This window comes from Streptomyces sp. NBC_00287, assembly GCF_036173105.1.
Classification (GTDB): Bacteria; Actinomycetota; Actinomycetes; order Streptomycetales; family Streptomycetaceae; genus Streptomyces.
The window spans coordinates 7,922,222-7,938,162 of sequence record NZ_CP108053.1; the positions used below are offsets into that span (position 1 = coordinate 7,922,222).

General features: G+C 69.2%; 16 protein-coding genes. 9 read left to right on the plus strand and 7 right to left on the minus strand.

Features of this window, described 5'->3' with window-relative positions; all coding sequences use genetic code 11:
- Positions 1-62: 62 nt before the first annotated feature.
- The 7 genes from OHT76_RS35905 (at position 63) to OHT76_RS35935 (ending at position 8,952) form a co-directional block, all read left to right on the plus strand.
- Entirely contained in the window at positions 63-740 is a 678-nt protein-coding gene (locus OHT76_RS35905) for a GntR family transcriptional regulator (RefSeq protein WP_328875030.1), read from the plus strand.
- Between the two features lie 72 nt (positions 741-812).
- Entirely contained in the window at positions 813-1,808 is a 996-nt protein-coding gene (locus OHT76_RS35910; RefSeq protein ID WP_328875031.1) for a LacI family DNA-binding transcriptional regulator, read from the plus strand.
- 147 nt (positions 1,809-1,955) lie between these two features.
- Complete coding sequence (locus OHT76_RS35915) at positions 1,956-3,305, plus strand: ABC transporter substrate-binding protein (RefSeq protein ID WP_328875032.1); 1,350 nt, start codon at positions 1,956-1,958, stop codon at positions 3,303-3,305.
- Between the two features lie 11 nt (positions 3,306-3,316).
- Positions 3,317-4,276, plus strand: coding sequence for a carbohydrate ABC transporter permease (locus OHT76_RS35920; RefSeq protein ID WP_328875033.1), 960 nt, complete (start codon positions 3,317-3,319; stop codon positions 4,274-4,276).
- Complete coding sequence (locus OHT76_RS35925; protein WP_328875034.1) at positions 4,273-5,133, plus strand: carbohydrate ABC transporter permease; 861 nt, start codon at positions 4,273-4,275, stop codon at positions 5,131-5,133. The genes OHT76_RS35920 and OHT76_RS35925 overlap by 4 nt, the downstream gene beginning before the upstream one ends.
- Positions 5,134-5,164: 31 nt before the next feature.
- Positions 5,165-6,763 carry a glycoside hydrolase family 13 protein gene (locus OHT76_RS35930; RefSeq protein WP_328875035.1) on the plus strand — a complete coding sequence of 533 codons (1,599 nt, stop codon included), beginning with the start codon at positions 5,165-5,167 and terminating at the stop codon, positions 6,761-6,763.
- Between the two features lie 53 nt (positions 6,764-6,816).
- Positions 6,817-8,952, plus strand: coding sequence for a galactose-binding domain-containing protein (locus OHT76_RS35935; RefSeq protein ID WP_443049877.1), 2,136 nt, complete (start codon positions 6,817-6,819; stop codon positions 8,950-8,952).
- Here OHT76_RS35935 and OHT76_RS35940 read toward each other — a convergent pair.
- From OHT76_RS35940 to OHT76_RS35955, 4 genes are read right to left on the minus strand one after another with little or no spacing between them, the layout of a single operon-like run.
- On the minus strand, positions 8,921-9,724 hold the full coding sequence (locus OHT76_RS35940; protein ID WP_328875037.1) for an ABC transporter ATP-binding protein: 804 nt from the start codon (positions 9,722-9,724) through the stop codon (positions 8,921-8,923). The two genes, OHT76_RS35935 and OHT76_RS35940, sit on opposite strands and share 32 nt — an antisense overlap.
- Before the next feature lie 20 nt (positions 9,725-9,744).
- Positions 9,745-10,524 (minus strand): ABC transporter permease, encoded by a 780-nt coding sequence (locus OHT76_RS35945; RefSeq protein WP_328875038.1) that lies wholly within the window; start codon positions 10,522-10,524, stop codon positions 9,745-9,747.
- Entirely contained in the window at positions 10,521-11,294 is a 774-nt protein-coding gene (locus OHT76_RS35950; protein WP_328875039.1) for an ABC transporter permease, read from the minus strand. The genes OHT76_RS35945 and OHT76_RS35950 overlap by 4 nt, the downstream gene beginning before the upstream one ends.
- Complete coding sequence (locus tag OHT76_RS35955) at positions 11,291-12,262, minus strand: ABC transporter substrate-binding protein (protein ID WP_328875040.1); 972 nt, start codon at positions 12,260-12,262, stop codon at positions 11,291-11,293. Before OHT76_RS35955 ends, OHT76_RS35950 begins: the two co-directional genes overlap by 4 nt.
- 158 nt (positions 12,263-12,420) lie before the next feature.
- Between OHT76_RS35955 and OHT76_RS35960 the strand changes: the two genes are divergently transcribed.
- Positions 12,421-13,236, plus strand: a complete 816-nt coding sequence (locus OHT76_RS35960) for an IclR family transcriptional regulator domain-containing protein (RefSeq protein ID WP_328875041.1) — start codon at positions 12,421-12,423, stop codon at positions 13,234-13,236.
- Here OHT76_RS35960 and OHT76_RS35965 read toward each other — a convergent pair.
- The 3 genes from OHT76_RS35965 to OHT76_RS35975 are packed head-to-tail and all read right to left on the minus strand — an operon-like array spanning position 13,187 to position 15,329.
- Positions 13,187-14,110, minus strand: a complete 924-nt coding sequence (locus OHT76_RS35965) for a PDR/VanB family oxidoreductase (RefSeq protein ID WP_328875042.1) — start codon at positions 14,108-14,110, stop codon at positions 13,187-13,189. The two genes, OHT76_RS35960 and OHT76_RS35965, sit on opposite strands and share 50 nt — an antisense overlap.
- Positions 14,107-14,262 (minus strand): hypothetical protein, encoded by a 156-nt coding sequence (locus tag OHT76_RS35970; RefSeq protein WP_328875043.1) that lies wholly within the window; start codon positions 14,260-14,262, stop codon positions 14,107-14,109. The genes OHT76_RS35965 and OHT76_RS35970 overlap by 4 nt, the downstream gene beginning before the upstream one ends.
- Positions 14,259-15,329 carry an aromatic ring-hydroxylating dioxygenase subunit alpha gene (locus OHT76_RS35975; RefSeq protein ID WP_328875044.1) on the minus strand — a complete coding sequence of 357 codons (1,071 nt, stop codon included), beginning with the start codon at positions 15,327-15,329 and terminating at the stop codon, positions 14,259-14,261. The genes OHT76_RS35970 and OHT76_RS35975 overlap by 4 nt, the downstream gene beginning before the upstream one ends.
- 378 nt (positions 15,330-15,707) lie before the next feature.
- Between OHT76_RS35975 and OHT76_RS35980 the strand changes: the two genes are divergently transcribed.
- Complete coding sequence (locus tag OHT76_RS35980; RefSeq protein WP_328875045.1) at positions 15,708-15,902, plus strand: hypothetical protein; 195 nt, start codon at positions 15,708-15,710, stop codon at positions 15,900-15,902.
- Positions 15,903-15,941: the final 39 nt, after the last annotated feature.

Consider the following 15,941-nt stretch of genomic DNA (forward strand, 5'->3'; position numbering starts at 1 on the left):
CCCGCCGGGGCTGGGATAATGACCGGTGACGCGTGACATTGCACTCCCGAGGAGACACCCCTATGCCCGCCCAGCCCGTCGGCGCCCCCTCCCTCCCCACGCTGGGCGGCAAGAAGCGCAGCTACCGCGAGCGGGTCGCCGATGCCCTGCGGGCCGCGCTGATCGCCGGTGAACTGCTCCCGGGCGAGGTGTACTCGGCGCCGACCCTGGCCGCCCGTTTCGGCGTCTCGGCGACGCCGGTGCGCGAGGCCATGCTGGACCTCGTCAAGGAGGGCCTGGTCGACACCGTCCCCAACAAGGGTTTCCGGGTCACCGCGGTCTCCGAGAAGCAGCTCGACGAGTACACCCACATCCGCGCGCTCATCGAGATCCCCACCGTCGTCGAGCTGGCCAGGACCGCCGACCCGGTCTCCCTGGAGGCGCTGCGCCCGGCCGCCCGGGAGATCGTGCAGGCCGCGGCGGCCGGTGACCTCATCGCGTACGTCGAGGCCGACACCCGCTTCCACCTCGGTCTGCTCGCCCTGGCCGGCAATGCCCACCTCGTCGAGGTCGTCGGCGACCTGCGCGGCCGCTCCCGGCTCTACGGGCTCACCGCGCTGGTGAAGGCGGGCCGCCTGCTGGCTTCCGCCGAGGAGCACCTGGAACTCCTCGACGCCCTGCTGGATCGCGACGAGCAGGCTGTGCGAGAGGTCATGACCCGGCATCTCGGCCATGTCCGGGGGCTGTGGGCCGCGAAGTAGGCGGCCCGGCTCGACGAACCGATCCGCAATTCAACGCAAGCCATTTGCATTCCTTGCGCTATTCTTGCGTGCATGACGCGACGACTTGCTGAGGTGGCGAAGAAGGTCGGGGTCAGCGAGGCCACGGTCAGCCGGGTGCTCAACGGCAAGCCCGGAGTCTCCGAGGTCACCCGGCAGGCGGTGCTGTCCGCCCTGGACGTGCTCGGCTACGAGCGGCCCACGCAACTGCGCGGTGAGCGCGCCCGGCTCGTGGGCCTCGTGCTGCCCGAGCTGCAGAACCCGATCTTCCCGGCGTTCGCCGAGGTGATCGGCGGCGCGCTCGCCCAGCTCGGTCTGACTCCGGTGCTGTGCACCCAGACCAAGGGCGGCGTCTCAGAAGCGGACTACGTGGAACTGCTGCTCCAGCAGCAGGTCTCGGGTGTCGTCTTCGCCGGCGGCCTGTACGCCCAGGCCGACGCCCCGCACGACCACTACCGGCAGCTCGCGGACCGCAACATCCCGGTCGTCCTCGTCAACGCGTCCTTCGCCGACCTGGGCTTTCCCGGCGTGTCCTGCGACGACGCGGTGGCCGTCGAGCAGGCCTGGCGCCATCTCGCCTCCCTCGGCCACGAGCGCATCGGGCTGGTGCTGGGGCCGCAGGACCATGTGCCGTCGGCTCGGAAGCTGGCCGCGGCGCGGGCCGTGGGGGAGCTGCCCGATGAGCATGTCGCACGGGCCATGTTCTCCATCGAGGGCGGTCACGCGGCGGCCTCCCGGCTGATCGACCGCGGGGTCACCGGCATCATCTGCGCCAGCGATCCGCTCGCCCTCGGTGCCATCAGAGCCGCCCGCCGCAAGGGACTTGAGGTGCCGGGGCAGGTGTCGGTCGTCGGCTACGACGACTCCGCGTTCATGAACTGCACGGAACCCCCGCTGACCACCGTCCGCCAGCCCATCGAGGCCATGGGCAGGGCGGCCGTGGAACTGCTGAACGCGCAGATCGGCGGCGGTTCCGTGACCCCCGAGGAGTTGCTCTTCGAGCCCGAGCTGGTGGTCCGGGGGTCCACGGCACAAGCCCGTCGTAGCTGAGATCCACTCGACTGTCGAATAATTACAGATTCTGCGCGACATCTTGCGGACTGATGTCGCCGGTGCTTGAGTGTGCGGCGCGCCAGCACGGCGGGGCGCTCGCGCCCTCCGCCGTGCCTCCCTGCTCCTGCCCAGAGGGGTCCACCGATGAGAAGCACCGGGTTCCGCCGTACGTTCGTCGCGCTCAGCGCCTGCTCGCTCGTCCTCGCCGTCACCTCCTGTGGGTCCGATGACGACGACTCGGCGAGCGGCAAGACCCGCATCACGGTCAACTGCATGCCGCCCAAGAGCGCCAAGGTCGACCGCCAGTTCTTCGAGGACGACATCGCCTCCTTCGAGAAGCAGAACCCGGACATCGACGTCGTCCCGCACGACGCGTTCCCCTGCCAGGACCCGAAGACCTTCGACGCCAAGCTCGCCGGCGGGCAGATGGAGGACGTCTTCTACACGTACTTCACCGACGCCAAGCACGTCGTCGACATCAACCAGGCGGCCGATCTCACGCCGTACCTCAAGGAGTTGAAGATCTACGAGACCATCCAGCAGCAGCTGCGGGACATCTACACCGTCGACGGCAAGGTCTACGGCATCCCGCGCACCGGCTACTCGATGGGCCTGATCTACAACAAGCAACTCTTCGAGGAGGCGGGCCTCGACCCCGACCGGCCTCCGGCGACCTGGGCCGAACTCCGTGCCGCCGCGAAGAAGATCGCCGGGCTCGGTGACGGCGTCGTCGGATACGCCGACTACTCCGCCCAGAACCAGGGCGGTTGGCATTTCACGGCCGAGCTGTACTCGCAGGGCGGTGACGTGGTGAGCGCCGACGGCAAGAAGGCGACCATCGACACACCCGAGGGCCGGGCCGTGCTCCAGACGCTGCACGACATGCGCTGGACCGACAACTCCATGGGCAGCAAGCAGCTCCTCGTCATCAACGACGCCCAGCAGATGATGGGTTCGGGCAAGCTCGGCATGTACCTCTCCGCCCCGGACAACATCCCGATCCTGGTCAAGGAGAAGGGTGGCGACTACGAGGACCTCGCGCTCGCGCCCATGCCCGGCGGCGAGGGCACGCTGATCGGCGGCGACGGCTACATGTTCAACAAGAAGGCGAGCCGCGAGCAGATCAGGGCCGGCCTGAAGTGGCTCGACCACATGTTCCTCACCCCCGGAGACGGCTTCCTCGGCGACTACGCCCGCGCCAAGAAGGCCGACGCACCGGTGGGCCTGCCCGAGCCGCGCCTGTTCACCGGCGCCGCCGACGCCAAGGACCAGCAGGTCAAGAAGGCCAACGCCAATGTGCCGGTGGAGAACTACCAGGCCTTCCTCGACGGCAACCAGAGCCTGGAGATGAAGATCGAGCCGCCGAACGCCCAGCAGATCTACTCCGTCCTCGACGGAGTGGTCTCCGCCGTCCTCACCAAGAAGGACGCCGACATCGACCGGCTGCTGAAGGATGCCTCCGGCAAGATCGACGGCATCCTCGCCCGAGGCTGAGGCCGACCGAGATGCCCAAGACCGCCGCACGAGAGCCCGTCGGGGCGATCACGGTACGTCCGATGCAGGCGCCGCCCCCGGCAGGGGACCGGAGGCGGCGCCGCCTCACCGACCAACTGCGCGCCCACGCCTTCCTGATCGGCGGCCTGACCTGCTTCGCCCTGTTCTCCTGGTACCCGGCGATCCGCGCGGTCGTGATCGCCTTCCAGGAGTACACACCGGGCTCGGACCCCGAGTGGGTCGGCGTCGACAACTTCACCCGCGTCCTGGACGACCCGGAGTTCACGGCGGCCTGGCGCAACACCCTCACCTTCACCCTGCTCGCCCTGCTGATCGGCTTCGCGATCCCCTTCGTACTCGCCCTGGTCCTCAATGAGTTGAGGCACGCCAAGGCCTTCTTCCGGATCGTGGTCTATCTGCCGGTGATGATCCCGCCGGTGGTCAGCGCCCTGCTGTGGAAGTGGTTCTACGACCCCGGCGCCGGCCTCGCCAACGAGGCGCTGCGCTTCCTCCATCTGCCCACCTCGAACTGGTCCAACGGCGCCGACACCGCACTGATCTCCCTGGTGATCGTGGCCACTTGGGCCAACATGGGCGGCACCGTCCTGATCTATCTGGCCGCCCTTCAGTCCATCCCCGGAGAGCTGTACGAGGCGGCCGAACTGGACGGCGCGAACCTGCTCCAGCGCATCCGGCATGTGACGATCCCGCAGACCAGGTTCGTCATCCTCATGCTGATGCTGCTTCAGATCATCGCCACGATGCAGGTCTTCACCGAACCGTTCGTCATCACCGGCGGCGGTCCCGAGAACGCCACGGTCACCGTCCTCTACCTGATCTACAAGTACGCCTTCCTCTACAACGACTTCGGCGGCGCCTGCGCGCTCAGCGTGATGCTGTTGGTGTTCCTCGGCATCTTCTCCGCCGTCTATCTGCGGCTCACCCGCAGCGAAGGGGAGGAGACCGCATGAGCACCCGCACCCTCGTCTCCCCGGCCGCGCTCGCCCGGCCGCGTGGCAAGGCGGTCTACTGGACGGTCTTCACCGGGATCCTGCTGCTGTTCACGGCAGCCTTCCTCTTCCCCGTCTACTGGATGCTGACCGGCGCCGTGAAGTCACCGGACGAGGTGGCGCGGACGCCGCCCACGATCGTCCCGGAGGAGTGGCACCTCAGCGGCTACACCGACGCCTGGGAACTGATGCAGCTGCCGACCCATCTGTGGAACACGGTGGTCCAGGCGGCCGGCGCCTGGCTGTTCCAGATCGTCCTGTGCACGGCCGCCGCCTACGCGCTCTCCAAACTCAGGCCGGTCTTCGGCAAGGTCATCCTCGGCGGCATCCTCGCCACGCTGATGGTCCCGGCCCAGGCACTGGTCGTACCGAAGTATCTGACCGTGGCCGACCTGGGCCTGCTCAACGACCCTCTCGCGATCTGGCTCCCGGCGGTCGCCAACGCCTTCAACCTGTATCTGCTCAAGCGGTTCTTCGATCAGATCCCGCGCGATGTGCTGGAGGCCGCCGAGATCGACGGCGCGGGAAAGCTGCGCATCCTGTGGTCGATCGTGCTGCCGATGTCCCGGCCGGTGCTCGGCGTCGTGTCGATCTTCGCGCTGGTCGCGGTCTGGCAGGACTTCCTCTGGCCGCTGATGGTCTTCTCCGACACAGACAAACAGCCGATCAGCGTGGCACTCGTCCAGCTGTCGCAGAACATCCAACTGACCGTGCTCATCGCCGCGATGGTGATCGCCTCCCTCCCCATGGTCGCGATGTTCCTGATCTTCCAGCGGCACATCATCGCCGGGATCAGCGCGGGCAGCACGAAGGGCTGACACCGCACCCACCCAGAGAAAGGCAGGCACAGTGGCACAGCCCACGCACGCCCTCACGCAGACCGACTGGTGGCGCTCCGCCGTCATCTACCAGGTGTACGTCCGCAGTTTCGCGGACGGCGGCGGCGACGGCACCGGCGACCTCGCGGGCGTCCGCTCCCGGCTGCCGTATCTCGCCGAACTCGGCGTGGACGCCCTGTGGTTCAACCCCTGGTACCTGTCCCCGATGAAGGACGGCGGCTACGACGTCGCCGACTACCGCGCCATCGCCCCGGCGTTCGGCACGCTCGCCGAGGCGGAGAAGCTGATCGCCGAGGCGCGGGAGCTGGGCATCCGGACGATCGTCGACATCGTGCCGAACCATGTCTCGGACCAGCACCCCTGGTTCCGGGCGGCGCTCGCGGCCGGGCCGGGCAGCCCCGAGCGCGAGCTGTTCCACTTCCGTCCGGGGCGCGGCCCGCACGGCGAACTCCCGCCCAACGACTGGCCGTCCCAGTTCGTCGGCTCCGCCGAGCCGGTCTGGACCCGCCTGCCCGACGGCGACTGGTACCTCCACCTGTTCACCCCCGAACAGCCGGACCTCAACTGGGCCCATCCGGCCGTCCGCCGGGAGCACGAGGACATCCTGCGCTTCTGGTTCGAGCGCGGGGTCGAGGGCGTCCGCATCGACTCGGCCGCGCTGCTCGCCAAGGACCCGGCCCTGCCCGACCTCGTCGAAGGCGACCCGAACCCGTTCCTCGATCGCGACGAACTCCACGACATCTACCGCTCCTGGCGGGCGGTGGCCGACGAGTACGGCGGCATCTTCGTCGGCGAGGTCTGGCTCCCCGACCCCGAACGCTTCGCCCGCTATCTGCGCCCCGACGAGCTGCACACCGCCTTCAACTTCTCCTTCCTGTCCTGCCCTTGGGACGCGACAAGGCTGCGTACATCCATCGACGACACGCTCGCCGAGCACGCCCCCGTCGGCGCCCCGGCCACCTGGGTCCTGTGCAACCACGACGTCACCCGCACGGTCACCCGCTACGGCCGCACGGACACCGGCTTCGACTTCGCGGCCAAGGCCTTCGGCACCCCCACCGACCTCGCCCTCGGCACGCGGCGCGCCCGCGCCGCCGCACTGCTCTCACTGGCCCTGCCCGGAGCCGTCTACCTCTACCAGGGCGAGGAACTCGGCCTGCCCGAGGCGAACATCCCCCTCGACCGCATCGAGGACCCCATGCACTTCCGCTCCGGCGGCACCGACCCCGGCCGCGACGGCTGCCGGGTGCCACTGCCCTGGGCCGCCGAGGAGCCGTACGCCGGATTCGGCGGCGAGCCCTGGCTGCCGCAGCCCGGCGACTGGGCGTCGTACGCGGCCGACCGCCAGGCGGTGGACCCCGGCTCGATGCTCAGCCTCTACCGCCGGGCGATCCGCACCAGGCCCGTCTTCGGCGACGGCCCGCTCACCTGGCTGCCCGCCCCCGAAAGCGTCCTCGCCTTCACCCGGGCCGAGGGCGTGCTGTGCCTGGTGAACCTCGGCGACCAGCCGTTCGACCTGCCCGACCACTCCGAACTGCTCCTCAGCAGTGCTCCGTTGGACACCGAAGGGAGGCTGCCGAAGGACACCGCGGTCTGGCTGCGTGCCTGAGACCGTGCCCCCCACTCCGAAGGGATCAGCTCATGCATAGATCTGTCAGGCTCATGCCAGTTTCGCTGGTCGCCGCCTTAGCGGCGGGCCTGCTCACCGCCACCGCCCCCACGGCCCACGCCGCGGGCGCCACCCTCCCGTTCACCTCGGTGGAGGCGGAGTCCGCCACCACCACCGGCACCAGGATCGGCCCGGACTACACCCAGGGCACCCTCGCCTCCGAGGCCTCGGGCCGACAGGCCGTACGGCTCGGCTCTGGCCAGCGGGTCGAGTTCACGGTGCCCCGCGCGGCCAACGCCGTGAACGTCGCCTACAGCGTCCCCGACGGCCAGTCCGGCTCGCTGAACGTCTACGTCAACGGCACCCGGCTCGACCGGACCATCCCGGTGACGTCCAAGTACTCGTACGTCGACACCCCCTGGATCCCGGGCGCCAAGACCCACCACTTCTACGACAACGCCCGGCTGTTGCTCGGCCAGAACATCCAGGCCGGGGACAAGGTCGCGGTCGAGGCGAGCGGGGTCCAGGTCACCGTCGACGTGGCCGACTTCGAGCAGGCCGCCGGTCCCGCCGCGCAGCCCGCCGGTTCGGTCTCCGTCACCTCCAGGGGCGCCGACCCCAGTGGCCAGGGCGACTCCACGCAGGCCTTCCGGGACGCGATCTCCGCGGCCCAAGGGGGAGTCGTCTGGATCCCGCCGGGTCAGTACCGGCTGACATCCTCCCTGAGCGGCGTCCAGAACGTCACCCTCCAGGGCGCCGGGCACTGGCACTCGGTGGTGCGCAGCTCCCGCTTCATCGACCAGTCGAGCTCCTCCGGAGGCGTCCACATCAAGGACTTCGCGGTCATCGGCGAGGTCACCGAGCGCGTCGACTCCAACCCGGACAACTTCGTCAACGGGTCCCTGGGGCCGAACTCCAGCGTGTCCGGCATGTGGCTGCAGCACCTCAAGGTCGGCCTCTGGCTGATGGGCAACAACGACAACCTGGTCGTCGAGAACAGCCGCTTCCTCGACATGACCGCCGACGGCCTCAACCTCAACGGCAACGCCCGCGGGGTCAAGGTCCGCAACAACTTCCTGCGCAATCAGGGCGACGACGCGCTCGCCATGTGGTCGCTGTATGCCCCGGACACCAACAGCAGTTTCGAGAACAACACGATCACCCAGCCGAACCTCGCAAACGGCATCGCGATCTACGGCGGCACCGACATCACGGTCCGGGGAAACCTGATCTCCGACACCAACGCCCTCGGCAGCGGGATCGCGATCTCCAACCAGAAGTTCCTCGACCCCTTCCACCCGCTGGCCGGCACCATCACCGTCGACGGCAACACCCTGGTGCGCACCGGCGCGATGAACCCCAACTGGAACCACCCGATGGGCGCGCTCCGGGTCGACTCCTACGACAGTGCCATCGAGGCACAGGTGCGGATCACCAACACCACCATCACGGACAGCCCGTACAGCGCCTTCGAGTTCGTCTCCGGCAGCGGCCGTGGGTACGCGGCGAAGAACATCACCGTCGAGGGTGCGACCGTCCGCAACACCGGCACGGTCGTCGTCCAGGCGGAGGCGCCGGGTGCCGCGACCTTCCGTAACGTCACCGCGACGGCCGTAGGAGCCGCGGGAATCTACAACTGCCCCTATCCGTCCGGTTCCGGCACCTTCGCGCTGACCGACGGCGGCGGCAACTCCGGCTGGAGCAGCGTCTGGTCGGACTGCTCCACCTGGCCGCAGCCCGGGCAGGGCAACCCGGACCCCGATCCGAGCCGCAACCTCGCCAAGGGCCGCCCGGCCACGGCCACCGGATCGCAGGACGTCTACACGCCCGGCAAGGCGGTCGACGGCGACGCGAACAGCTACTGGGAGTCGGCCAACCACGCCTTCCCGCAGAGCTGGACCGTCGACCTCGGCAGCACCGAGCCGGTACGGCGTCTGGTGCTGAAGCTGCCACCGCCGAGCGCCTGGCAGGCCCGCACCCAGACCCTGTCCGTGCAGGGCAGCACCGACGGCTCCGGGTACTCCACGCTGGTCGCCTCCCGGGACTACCGCTTCGACCCGGCCACCGGGAACACGGTCACCGTCACCCTGCCCGGCACCGGCGTGCGCTACCTGCGCCTGCATGTGACCGCCAACACCGGCTGGCCCGCCGCCCAGTTCAGTGAAGTGGAGGCGTATCTGACTTCGTGACCGACACCCCGCGCTTCGCCGCCTGGATCTGCTCGTACACATGGGTCCGCAGTTCGGCGAAGCGCGGGGCCACACGTGTGTGCAACTGGTCCCGCTCGTCGGGCAGATCGACCTTCAGCTGCTCCTGGACGACCGTGGGGGAGGCGGACAGCACGACCACACGCTCGCCCAGATACACGGCCTCGTCGATGTCATGGGTGACGAACAGGATCGTGATGCCCCGCTCCCGCCACAACCGCCGTACGAGATCCTCCAGATCGGCGCGGGTCTGTGCGTCGACCGCCGCGAACGGCTCGTCCATCAGCAGGACGCGCGGCTCGTAGGCCAGTGCCCGGGCGATGGCGACCCGCTGCTGCATCCCGCCGGACAGCTGCCAGGGGTAGGCGTCGGCGGCGTCGGAGAGTCCCACGGACTCCAGCGCGTCCCGCACCAGCTCCCGGCGCCTGTTCCGGTCCAAGTCCTTCTGCTTCAGCGGGAGTTCGACATTGGCGCCGACCCGCATCCACGGGAACAGGCTGCGCCCGTACTCCTGGAACACGAACGCCATCCCGGGCGGTGGCCCGGTCACCTTCCGGCCCTCCAGCAGCACTTCGCCGCCCGTCGGCGCGAGCAGGCCGCCCATGCACTTCAGCAGGGTCGTCTTGCCGCAGCCCGACGGGCCGACGAGACAGACCAGTTCGCCCGCGTTGACAGTGAAGGTGAGATCGCGCACCGCCTCCACGCGGCGCCCGGATCCCTCGTACACCTTCTTCAGGCCGCGCACGTCGAGCATGGGTTGCCCTTTCAGGAGGCTCACGAGGACCGCCGGGTGGAGGCGCGCAGGCCGTGGTACCAGCCGAGGACACGCCGTTCGACGAGTTGGAAGACGACGGACAGCAGAAAGCCCAGCAGACCGAGGACCAGAATGCCGGTCCACATGTCGGGGATGGCGAAGCTGCGTTGGAACTGCACGATGGTGAAGCCGAGGCCGTTGCTGGCGGCGAACATCTCGCTGATGACCATCAGGATGATGCCGATGGACAGCGCCTGGCGCAGGCCCGCGAAGATCTGCGGACTCGCAGAGGGCAGCACTACATGCCGAAGGCGCGCCACGCCCGTGACGCCGTAACTGCGCGCGGTCTCCGCCATCACCGGGTCGACCGCCCGCACTCCCTCGACGGTGTTGAGCAGGATCGGCCAGACACAGCCGCTGGCGATCACGGTGACCTTCATGGTGTCGCCGATCCCCGCGAACAGCATGATGACCGGCACCAACACGGGCGGCGGCACCGCCCGCAGGAACTCCAGCACCGGCTCGCACACTGCCCGCACCCGCCGATAGGAGCCGATGACCGTGCCGAGCGCGACGCCCACCACGGCCGCGAGCGCGTAGCCGCCGGTGAGCCGCAGCACGCTGGGCGGGACGTCGTCCTTGAGGCGGTCGCCGGTCCAGACGTCCGGGAAGGTCTCCAGAATCGTCCGCAGCGGCGGCCAGTACACGTCCGTACTGCCGTCGGACGCCACCCACCACACGGCGACGAGCACGGCAGGCAGCGCGAACACGAAGGCGATCCGCAGAAACAGCAGCCTCACACCGCCACCTCCCCGCGCACCGACTGGTGCCAGGCCAGCGCCCGCCGCTCCACCGTCCGCGCGCCCACGTTGATCAGCAGCCCCAGCAGCCCGGTGACCACGATCAGCGCATACATCTCGGGCACCGCCTGCGAGGTCTGCGCGACCGCGATCCGGGCGCCCAACCCCGGGGCACCGATGACGAGTTCGGCGGTCACGGCGAGGATCAGCGCCACCGCGGCGGCGAGCCGGACCCCGGTCATGACGTACGGCAGCGCGGTCGGCCACAGCACATGCCGGATCCGCGCCCAGGTGCCGAGACCGTACGACCGCGCCGTCTCGTCGGCGACCGGGTCGACGTCCTGGACGCCGTACAGGACCTGGATCAACACCTGCCAGAACGAGGCGTACACGACCAGCAGGAGGACCGAGCGGAGTTCGGTGCCGTACAGGAGCACGGCCAGCGGGATCAGGGCGACCGAGGGGATCGGGCGGAGGAACTCGATGGTGGAGGCGGTGGTTTCGCGGAGGTACGGCACCACCGAGATCACCACTCCCGCCACGATCCCCGCGCAGGAGGCCAGGATCAGGCCCAGCGCCCAGCCGGTCAGGGTGTCGCCGAGGGCGCTCCAGAAGGCGGAGTCGGCCACCTCGTCCCAGAACGCCTCGGCGATCCGGCTGGTCGGCGGGAAGTACGCCTCCTTGACCAGGCCGAGCCGCGGCACCGCCTCACCCAGGGCGAGGAAGGCCGCGAGCCCGGCCGCACCGAGTACGGCGTTCTGGCCCCTCACGACAGCAGCTTGTCCAGGTCCGGGGCCGTCTTGAACAGGCCGTCGTCCTCACCGAGTTGCATCAGCTTCTCGATCGAGGCCCGGTTCGGGTCCGCCGGCCACTTCGGCAGCGTCACCTGCTCCAGCACCGCGGGCGGGATCTTGGTGTACGTCGTGACGATCTGGCGCACCTCGTCGGGGTGGGCGTCGGCGTAGGCGAGGGACTCGGCGGTGGCGTCCTGGAACTTCTTCACCAACTCCGGGTTCTCCTGCGCGTACTGCGTGGAGGTGAAGTACATCGCCACCGTGAGGTTCGGGGCCACGTCGACCAGGGACGAGGCGATCTCACGGGCGCCCTGGCTCTTGATCGTGGCCAACGCCGGCTCCACCACCATCGCCGCGTCGATCTGCCCGGCGTCGAGCGCTGCGGGCATCTGGTCGAAGGCGAGCTCGACGAACTGCACCTTGTCCGGGTCGCCGCCCGCCTTGCGCACCGACTCGCGCACCGCGGTCTCGTTGATGTTCTTCAGCGTGTTGACGGCGACCTTCTTGCCCTCCAGGTCCTTCGGCGACTTCACCGCGCTGTCCTGCTTCACGGTGAGCCCGCCGAAGTCCTTGCCGTCCTCGCCGGTTGAGGCGATGCCATTGGCGATCGCCTTCACGGGAACGTTGTTGGACTGGGCGATCATCAGCGAGGTCATATTGCTGAACCCGAACTGGTACTGCCCGCTGACGACAGCAGGCACGATCGCCGCGCCGCCCTGAGCGGTCGTCAACTTCAGCTTCAGGCCCTGCTTTTCGTAGAAGCCCTTCTCCTGACCGAGGTAGAGGGGCGCGACGTCGACGATGGGGATGAGCCCCACGGTGACCGTCGTGACACCGCCGGACGAACCCTTCCCGTCCGACGAACCACCGTCGTCGGACGAGCCGCAGGCCGTCACGGCGAACAGAAAAGTGCCGGCCGCGACAGCGGCGAGCAGACGACGCATGACTCCTCCTGTGCAGACAACGGTGTTCCGACAGGCTGTGCGCTGACCGCACAGTAGTGCTCAAGCGTGCTCAGCGGGAAGGTAGAGCCCCGTACCGATCGGGTCAACCAGTCCCGCCGGTTTCGCTGACAAAATTGTTGACACTCCAGGAGGCGATGATGCCCGAGCCGGACCGCGGACGCCACTTCGTGAACTCCTTCGCGCACGGACTCGCCGTCATCCGCTCCTTCGACGCCGAGCACCCGACCCGCACGCTCAGCGAGGTCGCCCGCGACTGCGAACTGACCCGCGCCGCCGCCCGCCGACTGCTGCTCACCCTGGCCGACCTCGGCTATGTCCACCAGGACGGACGCCAGTTCCGGCTCACCCCGCGGGTGCTGGAGCTGGGCTACTCCTACCTCTCCAGCTTCACGCTGCCCGAACTCGCCGAACCGCATCTCGAGCAACTCGTGGGCCGGATAAGGGAGTCGTCGTCCCTGTGCGTGCTGGACGGGGACGACATCGTCTACGTGGCCCGTGTGCCGACCAGTCGGATCATGACCGCGTCCATCACGGTGGGCACCCGCTTCCCGGCGCACGTGACCTCGGTCGGCCGGGTGATCCTCGCGCACCTGGCGGAGGAGGAGATCGAAACCCGGCTGGCGCGGGCGGACTTGAGCCCGCTGACCCCGCGCACCATGGTCGCGCCGGACGCGTTGCGGGCCGAACTGCGCCGGGTGCGCCGACAGGGGTACGCGATCGTCGACCAGGAACTGGAGTTGGGGCTCCGCTCGGTCGCCGCCCCGGTACGGGACCGGGGCGGCGAGGTGACGGCGGCCGTGAACATCGCGGTGCACGCGGGCCGCAACTCTCTGGAGTCCGTACGCCGTGATCTGCTGCCGCCGTTGCTGGACACGGTCGCCCGGATCGAGGCCGACCTCAGGATCACAGGTCCAGCACGAGCCGCTTCCCCCGGCACCGGGACACACAGATGAGCATGGTCTCCCCGGCTTCACGCTCGGCGTCGGTGAGGACCGAGTCCCGGTGGTCGGGGACGCCTTCGACGACATCCGTCTCGCACGTCCCGCAGGTGCCCTCGGTGCAGGAGTACAGCACCTCGACACCGGCGGCCCGCACGGTGTCGAGCACGGAGACGCCGGGTGGGACGGTGAGGGTACGGCCGCTCTGGGCGAGGACGAGCTCGAACTCGGCGTCCGTTCCCGCCGGTTGCTCCTTCGGCTGGAACCGCTCGATGTGGAGGAACCCGGCGGGGCTGAGTGCTTCCACGGCGTCCAGGAGCGGGCCCGGCCCGCAGCAGTAGACGAGGGTGCCGTCGGGAAGGTCGTCGAGGACGGGCGCCAGGTCCAGCAGCCCGGTCTCGTCCTGGGGTGCGAGGGTCACGCGGTCGCCGTAGCCGCGGAGTTCCTCGGTGAAGGCCATGGAGGCGCGGGTGCGGCCGCCGTACAAGAGGGTCCACTCGGCGCCCGCCGCCTCGGCCGCGGCGAGCATGGGGAGGATCGGGGTGATGCCGATTCCCCCGGCGATGAAGCGGTAGCGGGCAGCCGGCTGGAGCGCGAAGTGATTACGCGGACCGCGCACCTGGACCTTGTCGCCCTGCCCCAACTGCTCGTGAACGAAGGCCGATCCACCCCGCCCGTCCGGCTCCCGCAGCACCGCGATCCGCCAGGCGGAGCGGTCGCCGGGGTCGCCGCACAGGGAGTACTGCCGCTCCAGACCCGGACCGAGGAGGAGGTCGACATGGGCGCCGGGCTCCCAGGCCGGGAGCTGCTCGCCGAGAGGATGCCGGAGGGTCAGTTCGAGGACGTCGTGGGCCACGAAGTCCCTTTGCTGGACGACGAGTTCGATCATTGGTCGTGTCCTTCGGGGTGGCCGAGCATCCACTCCCACATCTCGACGGGGTCCTCGGCGGTGTGCTGGGCGCCGCAATGGCAGGTGCCGTGCAGGACGTCGGTGCCCGGCAGCCAGTCGATGCGGTAGATCTCGCCGGTCGGAGAAGTCACAGCACCTTCTCCACGGGCTTGTCGCCCTCCTCGACCAGCCGGGCGAGGATACGGCGGGCGGCCAGGCCGCCGGTGTCGATGTTGATGCTGAGCTCCTGGTAGCCGTGTCGCTCGGTGCCGAGCGTGCGCTGGAGCAGAGCGAGCGCGGTGACGTCCTGCATGACGACCGTGCGGTTGTTGCTCCGCAGAAACTCGGTGACCTCGGCGTCCTCCGTCGCCCAGTCCCGGGAGACCGCCCAGAAGTCGTACACCTTGCCGTCGGCGGACGGGGTGATGGCGTACGTGATCTCGGTGTGGAAGCCGCCCGGGTCGCTGCCGTCGGCCTCGGGCACGACCCCGACCGGAGCGACCCTGCTGTGCAGGAGGTAGAGACAGGGTGCGTGGTACTCGATGTCCTGCCAGCGCATGATCCGGCCGTTGATACCGGTCGACTTGGCGTAGAACGGCGGACACTCGGCGTCGTCCATGTGCCGGCTCACCCGCACGATCCCGGCCCCCTCGTCGACCTCCGTGGTGATCGGCGTCTCGGCGACCTCGGGGGTGCCGATGTAACCGCCGTGCAAGTAGGTCTCGTGGGAGAGGTCGAGGAGGTTGTCGACGAGGAGGCCGTAGTCGCAGTCGATGGGCTCCATGCCGCGGACGGTGGTCCAGCCGGGGGAGTCGAGATGCCGGGCCCGGGGGATGACCTGCGGATCGGCGAGCGCCGGGTCGCCGATCCACACCCATACCAGCGAGTCCTGCTCGACGACGGGATAGGAGGCGACGCGGGCGGTGCGCGGTACGCGCTTCTGGCCCGGCACATACACGCACGTGCCGGTCGTGTCGTACGTGAACCCGTGGTACCCGCAGACGATCCGGTCTCCGTCGAGCCGGGTCGGCGCCTCGGACAGCGGGTACCGGCGGTGCACACACCGGTCGTGCAGCACCACCGGCGTGCCGTCCTCCTCGGTCCGGTAGAGGACGAGCGGCTCCCCGAGAACCGTCCGTCCGAGCAAATCGCGGCCGACCTCATGGCTGTAGGCGGCGACATACCACTGGTTCCTGGCGAAGGCGGTGATGTGCGGCATCGTTGCGGCTCCCGTCTGTCTGCGGTGGTGGCATCGTCCGGAAGGGCGTCACAGCGCCGCAATAGCTCTTCCGTCTCACGGAAGTTCCCCGCTCCTGGTTCAGTGAACTCCCCTTGCGCGTACGGGGGTGGGTGGCGGCCATGCCGGAAGAGCGTCTCTGATCAGCTTGGTGATCCTATGCAAGACCTAGGGTCTGGCATGGCTTGTGCCCACTGTGGAGGGGTGGCGTGGGCGTGCAGGTGGAAGCCCGCGCCCAGTGCTGCTCCTCGTGACCGGTGTCGGCGGGTGGTGGGTGTGCTGATCGTCGTCACGCCCTGGTGCCGGTGGGCTGCGCGGGGCAGCCGTCTCCGGCCCGGTGGTGCGTGTCCCTCCGGACGCTTGCCCGCCGGACCCGAGGGTCTGGTGGGGGAGGGTGCCCTGCGTCGCCTGGGCGCGGGGCGTGCGTTTCGGCGCCGGGTGGGGCCGGCCTTGGACCGGTCGGCCCGGCTGTTCTGGGCGGTCGGGGTGATGACCGAGGCCGAACTGGCTCAGAAGATCGTGAACAGTGCGTACACCCAGGTGAGTTCGCGCTGACTCGGGCGGGCGTGCTCTTCATTCCCGATGCAACTCCCG

Excerpts from the sequence above, each read along its gene's own strand:
- OHT76_RS35915 (WP_328875032.1), top strand. The coding sequence starts at position 1,956 with ATGAGAAGCACCGGGTTCCGCCGTACGTTCGTCGCGCTCAGCGCCTGC.
- OHT76_RS35955 (WP_328875040.1), bottom strand. The coding sequence starts at position 12,262 with ATGCGTCGTCTGCTCGCCGCTGTCGCGGCCGGCACTTTTCTGTTCGCC.
- OHT76_RS35905 (WP_328875030.1), top strand. The coding sequence starts at position 63 with ATGCCCGCCCAGCCCGTCGGCGCCCCCTCCCTCCCCACGCTGGGCGGC.
- OHT76_RS35920 (WP_328875033.1), top strand. The coding sequence starts at position 3,317 with ATGCCCAAGACCGCCGCACGAGAGCCCGTCGGGGCGATCACGGTACGT.
- OHT76_RS35965 (WP_328875042.1), bottom strand. The coding sequence starts at position 14,110 with ATGATCGAACTCGTCGTCCAGCAAAGGGACTTCGTGGCCCACGACGTC.
- OHT76_RS35935 (WP_443049877.1), top strand. The coding sequence starts at position 6,817 with ATGCCAGTTTCGCTGGTCGCCGCCTTAGCGGCGGGCCTGCTCACCGCC.
- OHT76_RS35910 (WP_328875031.1), top strand. The coding sequence starts at position 813 with ATGACGCGACGACTTGCTGAGGTGGCGAAGAAGGTCGGGGTCAGCGAG.
- OHT76_RS35960 (WP_328875041.1), top strand. The coding sequence starts at position 12,421 with ATGCCCGAGCCGGACCGCGGACGCCACTTCGTGAACTCCTTCGCGCAC.
- OHT76_RS35975 (WP_328875044.1), bottom strand. The coding sequence starts at position 15,329 with ATGCCGCACATCACCGCCTTCGCCAGGAACCAGTGGTATGTCGCCGCC.
- OHT76_RS35925 (WP_328875034.1), top strand. The coding sequence starts at position 4,273 with ATGAGCACCCGCACCCTCGTCTCCCCGGCCGCGCTCGCCCGGCCGCGT.
- OHT76_RS35940 (WP_328875037.1), bottom strand. The coding sequence starts at position 9,724 with ATGCTCGACGTGCGCGGCCTGAAGAAGGTGTACGAGGGATCCGGGCGC.